Source organism: Streptomyces sp. MAI_2237, assembly GCF_054189285.1.
Map to the genome: position 1 here is coordinate 755,490 of NZ_JAJPGQ010000005.1, position 14,097 is coordinate 769,586.

The 14,097-nt window shown below is 71.7% G+C and carries 12 protein-coding genes; 6 read left to right on the forward strand and 6 right to left on the reverse strand.

Annotation, left to right across the window (positions count from 1 at the left end):
- Positions 1–21: 21 nt before the first annotated feature.
- Complete coding sequence (locus LN251_RS31815) at positions 22–663, forward strand: RNA polymerase sigma factor (RefSeq protein WP_458247613.1); 642 nt, start codon at positions 22–24, stop codon at positions 661–663.
- A gap of 88 nt (positions 664–751) precedes the next feature.
- Positions 752–1,180, forward strand: coding sequence for a hypothetical protein (locus tag LN251_RS31820; protein WP_458247614.1), 429 nt, complete (start codon positions 752–754; stop codon positions 1,178–1,180).
- Between the two features lie 90 nt (positions 1,181–1,270).
- On the opposite strand, the gene LN251_RS31825 is transcribed toward LN251_RS31820, so the two are convergent.
- From LN251_RS31825 to LN251_RS31835, 3 genes are all read right to left on the reverse strand, one after another.
- A complete protein-coding gene (locus LN251_RS31825) occupies positions 1,271–2,038 on the reverse strand; it encodes an ArsR/SmtB family transcription factor (RefSeq protein WP_458248206.1) in 768 nt (255 codons plus the stop codon).
- Between the two features lie 44 nt (positions 2,039–2,082).
- A complete protein-coding gene (locus tag LN251_RS31830) occupies positions 2,083–2,601 on the reverse strand; it encodes a GNAT family N-acetyltransferase (protein WP_458247615.1) in 519 nt (172 codons plus the stop codon).
- Positions 2,602–2,706: 105 nt separating this feature from the next.
- Positions 2,707–4,161, reverse strand: coding sequence for an APC family permease (locus tag LN251_RS31835; RefSeq protein ID WP_458247616.1), 1,455 nt, complete (start codon positions 4,159–4,161; stop codon positions 2,707–2,709).
- A gap of 122 nt (positions 4,162–4,283) precedes the next feature.
- On the opposite strand from LN251_RS31835, the gene LN251_RS31840 reads away from it, so the two are divergent.
- Together LN251_RS31840 and LN251_RS31845 are read left to right on the forward strand one after the other, a co-directional pair.
- Positions 4,284–5,486: an ROK family transcriptional regulator gene (locus LN251_RS31840; RefSeq protein WP_458247617.1), complete on the forward strand. Its 1,203-nt coding sequence runs from the start codon at positions 4,284–4,286 to the stop codon at positions 5,484–5,486.
- Positions 5,487–5,587: 101 nt separating this feature from the next.
- Positions 5,588–8,293: a glycoside hydrolase family 2 protein gene (locus LN251_RS31845; protein ID WP_458247618.1), complete on the forward strand. Its 2,706-nt coding sequence runs from the start codon at positions 5,588–5,590 to the stop codon at positions 8,291–8,293.
- 38 nt (positions 8,294–8,331) lie between these two features.
- Here LN251_RS31845 and LN251_RS31850 read toward each other — a convergent pair whose 3' ends face one another.
- Positions 8,332–9,777, reverse strand: coding sequence for a hydrolase (locus LN251_RS31850; RefSeq protein ID WP_458247619.1), 1,446 nt, complete (start codon positions 9,775–9,777; stop codon positions 8,332–8,334).
- A gap of 276 nt (positions 9,778–10,053) precedes the next feature.
- Between LN251_RS31850 and LN251_RS31855 the strand changes: the two genes are divergently transcribed.
- A complete protein-coding gene (locus LN251_RS31855) occupies positions 10,054–10,317 on the forward strand; it encodes a GlsB/YeaQ/YmgE family stress response membrane protein (protein WP_058928599.1) in 264 nt (87 codons plus the stop codon).
- Between the two features lie 247 nt (positions 10,318–10,564).
- Here the strand turns inward: LN251_RS31855 and LN251_RS31860 are convergent, their stop codons facing one another.
- The gene (locus LN251_RS31860; protein WP_458247620.1) at positions 10,565–11,494 is read right to left on the reverse strand and encodes an NAD-dependent epimerase/dehydratase family protein; all 930 of its coding nucleotides are present in this window, start codon (positions 11,492–11,494) and stop codon (positions 10,565–10,567) included.
- Between the two features lie 86 nt (positions 11,495–11,580).
- A complete protein-coding gene (locus LN251_RS31865; protein ID WP_458247621.1) occupies positions 11,581–12,357 on the reverse strand; it encodes a GNAT family N-acetyltransferase in 777 nt (258 codons plus the stop codon).
- Between the two features lie 587 nt (positions 12,358–12,944).
- Here LN251_RS31865 and LN251_RS31870 point away from each other — a divergent pair.
- Complete coding sequence (locus LN251_RS31870) at positions 12,945–13,538, forward strand: hypothetical protein (RefSeq protein WP_458247622.1); 594 nt, start codon at positions 12,945–12,947, stop codon at positions 13,536–13,538.
- Positions 13,539–14,097: the final 559 nt, after the last annotated feature.

Below are 14,097 nucleotides of genomic sequence, written 5' to 3' on the forward strand. Positions count from 1 at the left end.
GTCCGACGCGAGGAGCCGCACATGTGCCCGCAGCACAGCACCGTCGCACCGGCCCCTGCGGCAGCCCGCCCCGGCCATGCACCCTTCCCACCCTCACAGGCCCCGGCGGCGGATTCGCTGGCCGAGGACGAACTCGCCCGTGGGCTGGCCGAGGGCGACGAGTACTGCCTGGAGGCGGCCTACCGCCGCTGGTCGTCTCTGGTGCACTCGCTGGCCTGGCGTTCTCTGGGCGACGCGAAGGAGGCGGAGGACGTCACCCAGCAGGTGTTCCTCGGGGTGTGGCGCGGACGCCGGGCCTTCCGGCCGGAGCGCTGCACGGTCGGTGGCTGGATCGTGGGCATCACCAGGCGCAAGATCGCCGACGCGCTCTCGGCGCGCACCCGCCGCCTGGCGGCCGTGGCCTCCGTCGGCTCGTCCTCGTCCCTGTCCTCGTCCGATCGCTCGGCCGCGCAGCCCGACGCCGCCCTCGACCGCGTGCTCGTGCTGGACGAGCTGGCCAGGCTGCCCGCTCCTCAGCAGCGGGTGCTGCGGCTGGCCTTCTACGAGGACCTCACCCAGACGCAGATCGCCGAGCGCACGGGCTGGCCGCTGGGCACGGTGAAGAGCCATGCGCGCCGCGGCCTGCACCAGCTGCGGCGGCGCCTGCAGGAGGAGGACCTCTGAAAGGCTCACGAGTGACCGCTCGCACCTCTTTTCGACGCAGAAACGCTGCGCCACTGTGAACCCACCCGTTACGAGAAAGGGGCGGCGGATGCCCGGCCCGTACCGCGTCGGCCACGTACCACCGGACCTCCTCGTGGCCATCGCCCTCGACGGGAGCCGGCTGTCCCGCTCCGCGGACGTGGTGGCGGCCGAGGGGCATGTGGCGGAGTGTCTGCAGTGCGCCGACGTGCTCGCCGGGCTGCTGCGGGCCGTCGCGGCGGGCCGGAGCATCCGGCCGGGCGGCGGCGCGGCCCGGCGGCTTCCCGCCCTGGGGCGGCGGGCGGTCGCCGAGCGGAAGCGCGGGCCGGCCGGGCCCGGCGGGAGCGCCCCGGCGGCGCTGCCGGGGCCCGTGGGGGTGCTGCTGGCCCTGGTCGGGGCCGTCGTCCTGGCGCGCCGGTGGCGTGGGAATCTCCGGCGGCGCACCGCATCCGCTACGCGCCTTGCCACGGAAGTAGGAGTGAACCCCGGTACCGGCTGACGGTCCGGCGGGTCGGGGGGCTCCCCTCCTCCCCGACGGCCTCCGGGGAGGGTCGGCGCCCCCCGGAGGCCCCTCCCGCGGACGACGCGCTCAGCGGCCGGGGACCAGCCACGGCTCCTGCGGCAGCGGACTGCCGGTCTCCAGCAGGGACTTGAGGTTGGACAGCACCGCGGGCCAGCCGAGCGATACGTCGGACAGTGCGCCCTCGTCCCACAGGTCCTCGTGCGTGACGGTGAGGCGGACGATGTCCTCGTGCGGGGTGATGTCGAAGGTGACCCGGGCGTATGTGTCCTCCTGACCCTCCTTCTGCGGATCCACCCAGGTGGCGACCAGACGCGTGGGGGGCTCGCTCTCCACGACGGTGCCGACGACGTCGGCGATGCCGGAGCCGTCCGTGCGGACGTGCTCCCAGCGTGAACCCCGACGCCAGTCCGAGACGTTGCTGTGGCCCCAGTAGGAGGCGGTCAGGTCGGCGTCGGTGAGCGCCTCCCAGACCTTCTCGGGCGTGCTGCGGATGTAGGTGACGTACACGAACGTGGGCTTGTCGGTCATGGCTTCCTCGGCTTGTCGTTTCACAGCGCCGAGCGCGCTCAGGCGCGGGCGCTCGAACTTGTCGATCCACCGTTCCTGGATCTCGTGCAGCGGGACCGGGTTGAGGTAGTGCAGCTTCTCCCGCCCCCGCCGGACCGTGCTGACGAGGTTCGCGGCCTCGAGGACTGCCAGGTGCTGGGTCACCGACTGGCGTGCCATGTCGATGCGCCCGCACAGCTCGCCCAGCGTCTGGCCGTTGTGCTCGTGCAGCCGGTCCAGCAGCCGCCTTCGCGTGTCGTCGGCCAGCGCCTTGAAGACCTTGTCCATCCCGGTGTCGCTCTCTTCTCGCACACGCAACGTTATGCAGGTAATTACCTGCATGTCAATGATCCGGTCTCGCCGACGGTGAAGGAGATCCACGCGTCGGGCGGCAGTCCGGGCCGGTCCGGCACCGGCCGCGGCTCCTCCGACCAGGCGTGACCGGCGAGTTCGCGAGCGGCGCGGCGCCAGAAGCGGACCGCTGCCTCGTTGTCGTACTGGAAGGCGACCTGCCAGGGACCCGGGTGCCTGGCCACCACCTCCCGCACCGCCCGCAGACCGATGCCCTCCCGTCGCGCGCCGCGCACCACGAAGAAGCTGTTCAGCACGCGCACCGGGGCGTCCAGCGCGCGGACGAAGGCGAAGCCGACGGGGCGGTCGTCGCGGTGGAAGAGGTACGGCGCCCAGCCGTCCTCGGCGAAGGCCGCCTCGACCCGGTCGCCGCGGAAGGTGCCGTCGGGGTTCGGCAGCACGCCGCGGAAGCCCGACAGGTCATGACGGAACATCAGCCACAGTCGCTCGACGACCGGCCGGTCCGCGGCGGTCGCGAGGCGGACGGACACAACGGGCATGAGGCACTCCTCAGGACGGTCCGAAAGGGTCCGGACATGCGAAAAGCCTCCCCGGCGGAGCGTGTCCGGCCGGGGAGGCCTGTGAGATGCGGAAATCCTAGTGGCTCAGGCGCCCGCGGGTGCCACGTCGGGGTCCTCGGCCTTCAGGTACTCCTCGGTGATCTCCTTCGGTCCGAACGGCCACACCTTCTCGAAGCGGGCCCACAGCAGATAGGCGACACCGCCCAGGGCCAGCCAGGCCAGGGACCACTCGATGGGGTGGCGGCCCGGCGAGTTCTTGTCCGCGTAGCCGTAGATCACGCACCAGCCGACGAAGGCGACGATGCTCGGCAGCGGGTAGAGCCACATGCGGTAGGGGCGGCGCAGCGTGGGCTGTCGTTTGCGCAGCACCGTCAGGGCGACGATCTGGGCGAGCGCCTGGACGAGCACCATCACCGTCGTCAGCAGCTGGATCAGGGTCGCGAGGTCGGTGTGCCGGCCGATGAGGAAGCCGACGGCGGTGATCACTCCCATGGTGGCCAGGCCCAGCATCGGGAAGCGGTGCCGGGGGTGGAGTTTGGCGTAGGGCCGGAAGAAGACGCGTTCGCGGGCCGCGTCGTACGGCACGCGCGAGCCGCCGAGCAGGCCGGTGAAAACGGAGGCGAACGCCGTGATCAGGATGAGCACGGTGACCGTGTCGGCCGCCCCCTTGCCCCAGGTCTTCTCCAGCACCGCCGAGGCCACGGAGGTGGAGGCGATGTCCTTCGGGTCGGTCATGCGGTGCCAGTCGATGACGCCCAGGGTGCCGATCTGCAGCAACAGGTAGATCGCCATGATGCCGACGATGGAGAAGATGATCGAGCGGGGCAGCGTACGGCCGGGGTCCTTGATCTCGGCGCCCATGTAGGCGGTGGTGTTGTAGCCGAGGTAGTCGTAGATGCCGATGGTCAGGCCGGCGGCGAAGCCGAGCCAGAAGTGGTTGCTTCCCAGGTCGAAGGCGTGGGCCGGGTAGGTGAAGGCCAGGTGGGCGCTGAAGTCGGTGGCGGCGGCCAGGATCACCAGGAAGACCGAGGCGATCATCACCGTCCACATCACGGCGGTGATCCGGGCGATGTTCTCGATGCCGCGCCACAACAGCAGCACGACGAGCGCGACGATGCCGAGGCCGATCAGGTCCCCCTGGGTCTTCGTCAGGTCGGGGGCCAGGTAGCCGAGGTACTGCACGAAGCCGACCACGCCCGTGGACATGATCAGCGGAATGAAGAGCATCGCCGTCCAGACGAAGAGGAACGGCATCAGCCGGCCGGTGCGGTACTGGAAGGCCTGGCGCAGGTAGACGTAGCTGCCGCCGGAACCGGGCATGGCCGCGCCCAGCTCGGCCCAGACCAGCCCGTCGGCCAGCGCCAGGATCGCGCCCGCGATGAATCCGATCACCGCCTGGGGGCCACCGAAGGCCGCGACCATCAGCGGGATCGTGACGAACGGGCCGATGCCGCACATCTGGCTCATGTTGATCGCCGTGGCCTGGAACCGGCCGACGCGACGGACGAAGCCACCGGTGGGTGGCGGGCTACCGGACATGAGGGCTCCTGGGGGTGGGTGCGGGGCGAAAGGGTGGGGTACGGCGTGCGGGCCGGTATCCGGTGGCTGACTGGCCGATAAAGTTAAGGAGCCTTACTTGATGCGTCAAGAGGGGAGCCCGTATGCGCCAGAATGGTGCGATGGCCGCCGGTGACGTCATGGAGCAGCAGGAACAGCCCTGGAACCGGCAGCGGTTGCGCAGCACCAACGAGCGGTTGCTCCTGGACCGGCTGCGCGCGTCCGGCGCCGCGTCCCGGGCGCAGCTCGCCCGCGACACCGGCCTGTCCAAGCCGACCGTCTCCAGCGCGCTCGCCTCGCTGGAGTCGGCGGGGCTGGTGCGCGAGGTGGGCACCCACGCGCCCGAACGCGGCCGTACCGCGGTGCTGTACGCGCCGGACCCCGCCGCCGGCCACGCCCTCGGCATCGACATCGGCCGCAGCTGGCTGCGGGTGGCCGTGGCCGACCTGGACGGCACCGTGGTCGCCCGCTCCGACGTGCGCAACCGGGCGCGCAGCTCGGGCGCGCTCGCCGACCTGGTGGTGACGACGGCCCGCCAGGTGGTCGCCGGGTCGGGCGTGGCGCCGGAGGAAGTGGTGCACGCGGTGGTGGGCACGCCCGGCGTCTACGACGAGAAGCAGCGCCGGGTGCGCTACGCCATGCACCTGCCGGGCTGGGGGCGCGCCGGTCTCTTCGACCGGATGCGGGCGGAGCTGGGCGTCCCGCTGGAGGTGCACAACGACGCCAATCTCGCCGCCCTGGGCGAGTACACGTACGGGGTGGGCGCGGGCAGCAGGCTGTTCGCCTACATCCTGATCGGCACCGGGCTCGGGATGGGTGTGGTGAGCGACGGGCGGCTGTTCACGGGGGCGCACGGCCTGGCCGGGGAGATCGGGTTCCTGCCGTGGCCGGGGCAGCAGAAGCCGGCCCGGCTGGAGGACGCGGTGTCGGGGGTGGCCGTCGTGGAGGCGGCACGGCGGTTCGGCATGAGCGGTCAGCTCACGGCCAAGGCCGTGTTCGACGCGGCGCGACAGGGCAACGACGCGGCGGTCAAGGCGGTGCGCCTGGAGGGCGAACGCATCGCGTACACGGTGGCGGCGGCCGCGGCGGTGCTCGATCCGGATCTCGTCGTGCTGGGTGGCGGTGTCGGCCACAGCGTGGACCTGCTGCTGCAGCCCGTGCGCGACAACCTCCGTGCGCTGACCCCGTTGCGGCCCAGGATCGCGCCCAGCCGGCTGGGCGAGGACGCGGTGCTGCTGGGCGCGGTCGCCACGGCTCTCGACACCGCTCGGGACGTGGTGTTCGAGCGCCGGTCGGCCGCCTCCTGATCAACTCGGGCGCGGGCGGGGATGATTGACAGGCTCTCCGCCGGGTCCTAGCCTGCCTCGCGTTAGTAAAGTTTCCTAACTTTACGAAAGCTGGAGCCTCCGTGAACAGACAGCGTCTCGCCACGGCGACCGCGATCCTGGGACTGCTGGGTTCCCTCACCACCAGCGCCTGGGCCGGCGGACCGGACCCGGGCCGGCCGGCCCCGCCCGCCCCGGTCACCAGGGTCCCCGCAGCGCCGGGCACCGCGACCGCACTGTCCGGTTACGCCATCCGGTCGACGGCCGAGGTCACCGACCCGGCGGCCGCCGTCTCCTCCCCCGGCTACCCGGCGACCGGCTGGCACCGGGCCGGACCGCGCTCCACCGTCCTGGCGGCCCTGCTCGCCGACGGCGTGTACGCCGACCCCTTCTACTCGACCGACCAGCGGAAGATCCCCAGGGCCGACTTCCGGGTTCCCTGGTGGTACCGCTCCGACTTCACGGTCTCCGACACCTCCGCGCGCACCTACCTCGACTTCAGCGGGGTGATCTCGGCGGCGGACGTGTACGTCGACGGCAAGCGGGTCGCCACCACGAAGGACGTCACCGGCGCCTACACCCACCACGAGCTGGACGTCACCTCGCTGGTCCGCCGGGGCACGAACACGGTGGCCTTCCGCATCCGGCCCAACGACCCGGTCAAGAACCTCACCATGGGCTGGATCGACTGGCTCCAGCCGCCGCCCGACGAGAACATGGGCATCGTGCGGGACGTCGTGGTCCGCCGCGGCGGCCCGGTCGCCCTGCGCGACGCCCACGTGGTGACGAAGCTGGACGTCCCCTCGCTGGCCTCGGCGGACCTGAGGGTCAAGGCGCGGGCCCGCAACGACTCCGACGCGCCGGTGAGGGCCACGGTCTCCGGCAGCATCGGTCCGACGACGTTCAGCCGGCCCGTCTCCCTCGCCGCCCACGAGACCAAGACCGTCACCTTCACCCCCTCCGACGTGCCCGGCCTGCACCTCACGTCCCCGAAGGTGTGGTGGCCCGCCGGCATGGGCGGTCAGCCCCTGTACGACCTGCATCTCACCGCGTCCGTCTCCGGCTCCCCCTCCGACACCGCGCACGAGACCTTCGGCATCCGTGACGTCAAGGCCCCCCTGAACTCCGACGGCGCCCGCCAGTACCGCGTGAACGGACGCGCACTGCTGATCAAGGGCGGCGGCTGGTCACCGGACGAGTTCCTGCGCTGGGACCGGAGATACGTCGAGGACCGCCTGAAGTACGCCCTCGACCTGGGCCTCAACACCATCCGCCTGGAAGGCCACCTCGAACCGGACGAGTTCTTCGACCTCGCCGACCGCTACGGCATCCTCACGCTGCCGGGCTGGGAGTGCTGCGACAAGTGGGAGGGCCAGGTCAACGGCGACGAGCCCGGCGACAAGTGGACGCCCGCCGACCACCAGGTCGCCAAGGCGTCCATGGCCGCCGAGGCCGCCCGGCTGCGCGACCACCCGAGCGTCGCCTCGTTCCTCGTCGGCAGCGACTTCGCTCCCGACGCGACGATCGAGAAGAACTACCTCGACGCGCTGAAGGCGGCCGACTGGAACACCCCCGTCGTGGCCGCCGCCTCCGACAACGCCTCGCCCCGACTGGGCAGTTCGGGCATGAAGATGACCGGCCCCTACGACTGGATCCCGCCGGACTACTGGTACGCCAAGCGCGAGGGCGGTGCCACCGGCTTCAACTCCGAGACCAGCGCGGGCCCCGACATCCCCACCCTCGACACCCTGCGCCGCATGATGACCCCGGCCGAACTGGACACCCTCTGGAAGGACCCGAGCGCCAGGCAGTACCACCGCTCACCGTCGTCCACCTTCGGCACCCTCAAGCTCTACGACGACGCCCTCGCCGGCCGCTACGGCGCCCCCACCGGCCTGACCGACTACGTCAGGAAGGCCCAACTCGCCCAGTACGAGAACGTCCGCGCCCAGTTCGAGGCGTACGGGCGCAACGCCACCGACGCCGCCAAGCCCTCGACGGGCGTCGTGTACTGGATGTTCAACAGCGGCTGGACCTCACTGCACTGGCAGCTGACGGACCGTTACCTCGACCAGGGCGGCGCCTACTTCGGGGCCAAGAAGGCGAACGAGCTGCTGCACGTCCAGTACTCCTACGACGACCGTTCGGTGGTGGTCGTCGACAACCGGCACACGGCAGCCTCCGGCCTCACCGTCCGGGCGGCCCTGTTCAACCCCGACGGCACACAGAAGTACGCCAGGACGGTCACCGGCGTAACGGTGAAGGGCGACGGCGCGCACGCGAGGACACTCACCCTGCCCTCGTCGGTGAGCGGGCTGGCGACGACGTACCTGCTGCGGCTGACCCTGGCCGACGGCTCCGGCAAGGAGGTCAGCCGGAACGTCTACTGGCTGTCCACCAGGCCCGACACGCTCGACTGGGCCCACACCGACTGGTACTACACACCGACGACGAGCTACGCCGATCTCAAGGGCCTGGCCTCCATGGCGCGGGTCCCGGTGTCGGCCACGGCGTCGACGGTGAGCTCGCACGGCACGTCCACGACGACGGTCACCCTGCGCAACACGGGCAGCGGCAGAACCCCCTCGCTGCTGACGGACGTCCACCTGGTGGACGCCAAGGGGCGGCCGGTGCTGCCTGTGCGGTGGTCGGACAACGAGGTGAGTCTGTGGCCGGGCGAGTCGGTGACGCTCACCGCCCGCTGCCGCACGGCCGATCTGCACGGCTCGGCACCGCGTCTGCGGATCTCCGGCTGGAACACGCCGGAGCACACGGTTCCGGCCGCCTGACCGGCGGGGCCCGGCCCGGCGGCCGGGCCCCGCGGGTCTCAACTGACGTTCAGGGCCGTGTCGTCGATGACGAACGAGGTCTGCAGGGTGGAGCCCTCGGTGCCGGTGAACTTCAGCGTGACGGTCTGGCCGGCGTAGCTCGCGAGATTGAAGCTGCGCTGGGTGTAGCCGCTCGCGGCGTTCAGGTTCGAGTACGTCGCCAGGGTGCCCAGCACGGTCCCGGAGCTGTTGAGGACCTGGACCTTGAGCGTGTCGTAGGCCGTGCTCGTACTGGTCTCCGCCGTGTCGACATGGAGATAGAAGCTCAGGGCGGCGCTGGTGCAGCCGGACGGGATGGTCACCGACTGCGACAGCGTGTCGGTGGTGGCGCTGCCGTAGCCGTCCAGCCAGGCGTAGTACGAGCCCGTACGCGCCGACTCGCCCGTCGCGTTGGTGATCACACCGCTGGAGGCGCTCCAGGTGGTGCTGCCCGACTCGAAGCCGTTGTTGCCGAGCAGCTGGGCAGCCGTGCAGGTGCCTGACCCCCCGCCGCCCCCGCTGCTGCTGCCCGCGCCGGCCAGCCACGCGGTGGCGTTCAGGGCCAGGGCGGCATTGGTGGCGCCGGAGTCGTTCCAGCCGTCGTAGAGGGTGTTGCCGGACTGGCCGGTGCCGTCGTCGATGGGTGAGCTGTCGCCCCAGAAGGCGACGCGGCCGCTGCCGAAGGTGGACGTCAGGAAGAACGCGCCGGTGTTCCCGGAGTAACCGGTGCGGTAGAGCAGGCCCTTGACCGCGGAGTTGTCGGCGGGCTTGAGGGTGGCGGTGGTGCCGCTGGCGATGAGGCTCTTGGAGACGTTTCCGAAGGAGCCGTGCAGCACCGGGTCGGTGCTGTCGCTGATGGCCGAAGGGTAGTCGGAGCTGATGCTCAGCGAGTCGATGGAGAAGCCGAACGGGTCGGTCGAGTCGACGCTGTTGTTGGTCATCAGGTCGTTGAGGATCTCGACCGCGTCGTAGCCGTCGTTGTTGCGGTCGGCTCCGGTGTGATCGGAGATCATGAACAGTCCGCCGCCGTTCTTGACGAACGTCATGATCGCCGTCTTCTCGGCGCTGGTGAACAGGGTGTTGGGCTCCGGCAGCACCAGGGTGTCGAAGTTCGACAGGTCGGTGGACGACGAGCCACCGTAAGTGAGGGCGCTGGTGGCCGTCTTGAGGCTGTAGCTGCCGGTCTTCTGCAGCGCCACACCCCAGGACGACAACGCCCCCGTCCAGTCCGTCTCGGCGGACGGGGTCGCGTCCTGACCGAGCGGATCGGGCTTGCTGGTCGAGATGATCCAGTCGGCGTTGCCCGCCTCCTCGGCGTGACCGTCGTCGAAGAGGACGCGATGGGTGGTGGCCGCGTGGGCGGGTGTGGCGCCCGCCGTGGCCTGGAGAGCGGCGCCCGTGCCGAGCAGACCGAAGACCGCGAGGGCCGTGGCGAGTCTGTGCCGCGTTCGGGAACGAGTGAGCATCCGGCGTACCTCCGAGTGGGGTTGGGGACGAGTGGTGCGGGATGCGGGGCCGGACCTACGCGCGTAGAAAAAGGGCATCTGCGCGCGTAGAGATTCGGTCGCACGGGACCCGTGCGATTGATTGAACGGTACATGGCAGAACAGGGGCTGAACAGGCGTCACCGGCCCGGCCCCCGGGAGATGACCCGACGTTGACCCGTGCTTGAAACGGAACGGACTGTCCCCCTCTGCAGAGGGCATCTGCCTAGTGCGGGGGTCTTCGAAAGAGGGGTGGAGATGGAGATCTCAGGCATCATCAGCGCCATCGTGATCGGCATCGTCATCGGCGTGCTCGGACGGCTCGTCGTGCCCGGCCGCCAGCGCATCGGGATCCTGCTGACGATCCTCGTCGGCATCGTGGCCGCGCTGATCGGATCGGCGTTGGCGAGTGCGTTCGGCGTGGCCGACACCAAGGGCATCGACTGGATCGAGTGGCTCATCCAGATCGGCCTCGCCGCGCTGGGCGTCGCCGCGCTGGACCGGACGCGGGCGCGCCGCTGACGGATGCGGTAGGCCCGGCAGGGGTCATCAGCCCTGGCGGGGTGCGGTGGTCAGGCCCGCCGACGCGGCTCCCCTCAGCAGTCGGCGGGCCCGTCGCCTCGACCGTGCGCCCTGAGCGGGAGAGTCGGACGCGGCGGGAGGCTGTCCCCCGGGTGGTGTACCCATGAACGAGACTGCCAGCCGCGCCGGTCGGTGACGCGGGGCCGTTCGGCCCCCGACTGCGGTCCAACCAGCCCCAGTTGGCGCTTCAACGGCGCGCCGAGGACGCCGCCGACGCCGCGAGGCCGTCACGGCAGGAGGCGTACTCGGGCGTCCAGCCCAGCTCTCGCTCCGCCTTCGCCGAGGACACGCGCATGCAGGTCGACATCATCGTGTGCGCGTAGGGCAGGGGCCGGATCAGCCACAGCGGCACCGTCAGCGGCTTCGGCAGACCGAACTCCTCACCCACGCAGAGGAGATGGGCGCGGAAGCCGAGCGGGGTGCGGTCCGCGACGTTGTACGCCTGGCCGGCCCGGCCGCGTTCGACGGCCGCGGTCACCGCGCGCGCCGCGTCGGCGAGATGGACCCAGGGCAGGACCCGGCCGTGGTCATCGGGAGCGGGCAGTTGCCGCTTGTGCAGCAGCGCCACGACGGCGTCCGTGCCGCCGGGGCCGTAGAACAGGCCGAACCGCAGCGCGATGCCTGCAAGGCCGGCCGCCTCGAAGGTGAGTTGTTCCTTGATCCGCATGCCCTCGACGTGCCGCTCCAGCTCCGGGGTGGTGCCGCGCGGACCGAACGGGTCGTCCTCGGTGAGGACGCGGTCGCCGAAGTCCCCGTAGCCGTAGCCGAAGACCATCGACTCGCTGACGAAGCGCCGTGCTCCGGTGGCCTGCGCCGCCTCGATGAGGTGGGCGGTGCCGGCGACGCGCAGCGCGTCGGTGGCGTACATGTCGCGATGGCGCATCGGTGGCTTGCGCAGCGCGGTGGCGGCGTGGACGACGGTGTCGAAGTGTCGGCCGTCGACGGCGCGCAGCAGCCCGTCCCGGTCCATGAGGTCGGCGCGCAGCTGGTGGGCCGGTCCCCGGCCGAGCCCGGTGACCTTGTGCCCGGCCTCGGTCAGGACGCGGGTGAGGTGACCGCCGAGGACGCCGCCGGCGCCCGCGAGGAGGATGCTCTGGTTCCTGTGGTTCGTCGTCATACCGATGCGACGGACCCGGTCGCCACGGATGTGACATCCCGCGCAAGCGAACCTCGCCACGGTTGCGGGAGGCGGCCGGACCTGGCCTAGGGAACGTAGGTGTACGGAGTCGTCGTGGTCAGCGGCGCGAAGCCGAGCCGCTCCAGGATGGGCCTGCTCTGGCTGGAGGCGTCGACCTGGAGGTAGCGGTAGCCGCGCTCGACGGCCGCGCGGGCGCGGTGGGCGACCAGCGCGCGGTACACGCCGCGCCCGCGCCAGCCGTCGACGGTGCCGCCTCCCCACAGCCCGGCGAACCGGGTGCCGGGCAGGAGTTCCATACGGGCCGCGCTGACCGGTTCCTCGCCGGCGAGCGCGACCACCGCGAGGATCGTGTCCGGTTCCGCCGCCAGCCGGGCCAGCAGTTGCTCACGCAGCCGGGAGCCGTCGGTGCCGAACGCCTTCTCGTGCACGTCGGCCACGAGGTGCACGCCCGCCGCGTCGGTGACCGGCAGCAGGCGGACGCCCTCGGGCGGCTCGGCGTCGAGGTCCAGACCGGCGGCCTCGGCGATCATCAGCGTCTCCTCGGGCTCGGCCGTGAACCCGGCGGCCCTCAGCCGCTCCCCCAGGTCCACCGGCCGGTCGTGGCCGTACAGCTTCCACTCGAACTCCCGGCCCAGGCCGGAGAAATAGGCGATCTGCTGGGAGATCGCCGCCTGCGCGGTCGTCCCGTCCAGGTCGGACCAGACGACGCCGTTCCAGCCGCGCGCGGTCGACACCTGGCGCACCACGCCGCCCACCCTCTCGACGCGCGTGTCGGGGCCGTCCGGCTGGGCACCCTCGCGCATGTCACGGTCGAAGAGGGCGAGCACCGCTGCATGATCCATGGGGTCACTCCAGCACCCGGCACCGAACGCGGCAACAGCTTTACGCGCGGCGGCGGGGCGGGCGGCGAGCCAGGCGGCGTCGCGGGGCGGGCGCCGAGCCTCCGAGCCGCGAGCCAGGCAGCGTCGCGAGGCAGGCGGCGAGCCTCCGAGCCGCGAGCCAGGCGGCGTCGCGGGGCAGGCGGCGAGCCTCCGAGCCGCGAGCCAGGCGGCGTCGCGGGGCAGGCGCCGAGCCTCCGGGACGCGAGCCAGGCGGCGTCGCGGGCCGGGTAGCGTCGCGGGCCTGGCGGAGTCACCCGCCGGTCGGCGTCACGCGCCCGTCGGCATCACGGGCCGGGCGGCGTCACAGGCCGGGCAGCACCCGTGCGGACACTGTCGGGGAACGAGGTGGCGCCGGACGTGGTCGTGGAGGGCCCGGTACCGGAGCTGGTGCCGCGGGTGCGCGCGCTGCGCCGCCGGTTTCACCGCGGGGAGGCCCGAGACGGACGGGGCTCCGTTCAAGGTGCAACGATGCGCGCCCCGTGCCTAGGCTCTACAAATAAGCAGACCAGGTGGACCCGGTCCCCTCCGACGGGGGGAGGCGCTTGCCCTTGCTGCCCGCACACCGGCTGATGGTCGCTCATGCCGCGGTGGTCGCGGCGGCCACGACCCTGTATGTGACGGTGCCCGCGGCACGCGCTCCGGCGTGGGCGGTCATCGGTGTCGCGGGGGTGGTCGCGGTACTGACCGGTGTGCGTGTCCACCGGCCCGCCCATCGCTGGCCGTGGTGGCTGCTGGCCGCCGGCCTGCTGACGTTCGTCGCGGGCGACACGTACTACAACGTGGCCAAGGAGTACTTCCACGCCTCCAACCTTTTCCCCTCCCCCGCGGACGCCTGCTACCTCGCCACCTACCCGCTCTTCGCGGCCGGGCTGTACGGGCTGGTGCGCTACCGCTGGGCGGGACGCGACCTGCCGAGCCTGCTCGACGCGCTGATCCTCACCGCGGGGCTCGCGCTGCCGGTGTGGCTCTACCTGGGCCAACCGCTCACCGAGGTGGACGGCCGCACCTGGCAGGAGCAGACCATCAGCGTCGCCTACCCCTCGGCGACATCCTGGTGCTGGCGATGCTGGCCCGGCTGCTCACCCCCAGCCCCGTGCAGGCGCGCAACCTTTCCGTGCAACTGCTGGGGGTGGGCACGCTGACGCTGCTCGGCTTCGACATCGTGTACGGCGTCCTGCAGCGCAACGACACCTGGCAGATCGGCACGGCCCTCGACGTCGGGTGGATCGTCTTCTACACCGCCTGGGGCCAGGCCGCGCTGCACCCGTCCATGGTGGAGCTGACCACGGCGGCTCCCCGGCACCGGTCGGTGCCGGCCCCCGGTCGCCGGCTGGTGATGCTGGCCTCGGCGACCTTGATCGCCCCCGCGATCCTGCTGTACGAGGGGCTGACCGGCTCGGTAGGGGACGCCGCGGTGATCGCCGCATTCTCCGCCGCTCTGTTCCTGCTCGTGATCCTCCGGCTCGGCGGGATGATCGCGGCCCACCGCGGCACCGTGGCGCGGGAGCTGACGCTGCGCAACGCGGCCGTCTCGCTCGTCTCCGCGGCCCGCCAGGAGGAGGTCGCCCGGGCCTGCGCCACGGCCGTCGACCATCTGCTGGGCACCCCGGCGGACCACCGGACCCTGCTGCTCCCGGCCGAGCGGGCCGCCGCCCTGGCGCCCCACCACGGGCACCTCGTCGCCGCCCGGGACCTCGGCGT

Coding starts and splice junctions, on each gene's coding strand:
- LN251_RS31830 (WP_458247615.1), bottom strand. CDS start 2,601: ATGCCCGTTGTGTCCGTCCGCCTCGCGACCGCCGCGGACCGGCCGGTC.
- LN251_RS31860 (WP_458247620.1), bottom strand. CDS start 11,494: ATGACGACGAACCACAGGAACCAGAGCATCCTCCTCGCGGGCGCCGGC.
- LN251_RS31820 (WP_458247614.1), top strand. CDS start 752: ATGCCCGGCCCGTACCGCGTCGGCCACGTACCACCGGACCTCCTCGTG.
- LN251_RS31865 (WP_458247621.1), bottom strand. CDS start 12,357: ATGGATCATGCAGCGGTGCTCGCCCTCTTCGACCGTGACATGCGCGAG.
- LN251_RS31825 (WP_458248206.1), bottom strand. CDS start 2,038: ATGGACAAGGTCTTCAAGGCGCTGGCCGACGACACGCGAAGGCGGCTG.
- LN251_RS31850 (WP_458247619.1), bottom strand. CDS start 9,777: ATGCTCACTCGTTCCCGAACGCGGCACAGACTCGCCACGGCCCTCGCG.
- LN251_RS31855 (WP_058928599.1), top strand. CDS start 10,054: ATGGAGATCTCAGGCATCATCAGCGCCATCGTGATCGGCATCGTCATC.
- LN251_RS31815 (WP_458247613.1), top strand. CDS start 22: ATGTGCCCGCAGCACAGCACCGTCGCACCGGCCCCTGCGGCAGCCCGC.
- LN251_RS31835 (WP_458247616.1), bottom strand. CDS start 4,161: ATGTCCGGTAGCCCGCCACCCACCGGTGGCTTCGTCCGTCGCGTCGGC.
- LN251_RS31840 (WP_458247617.1), top strand. CDS start 4,284: ATGCGCCAGAATGGTGCGATGGCCGCCGGTGACGTCATGGAGCAGCAG.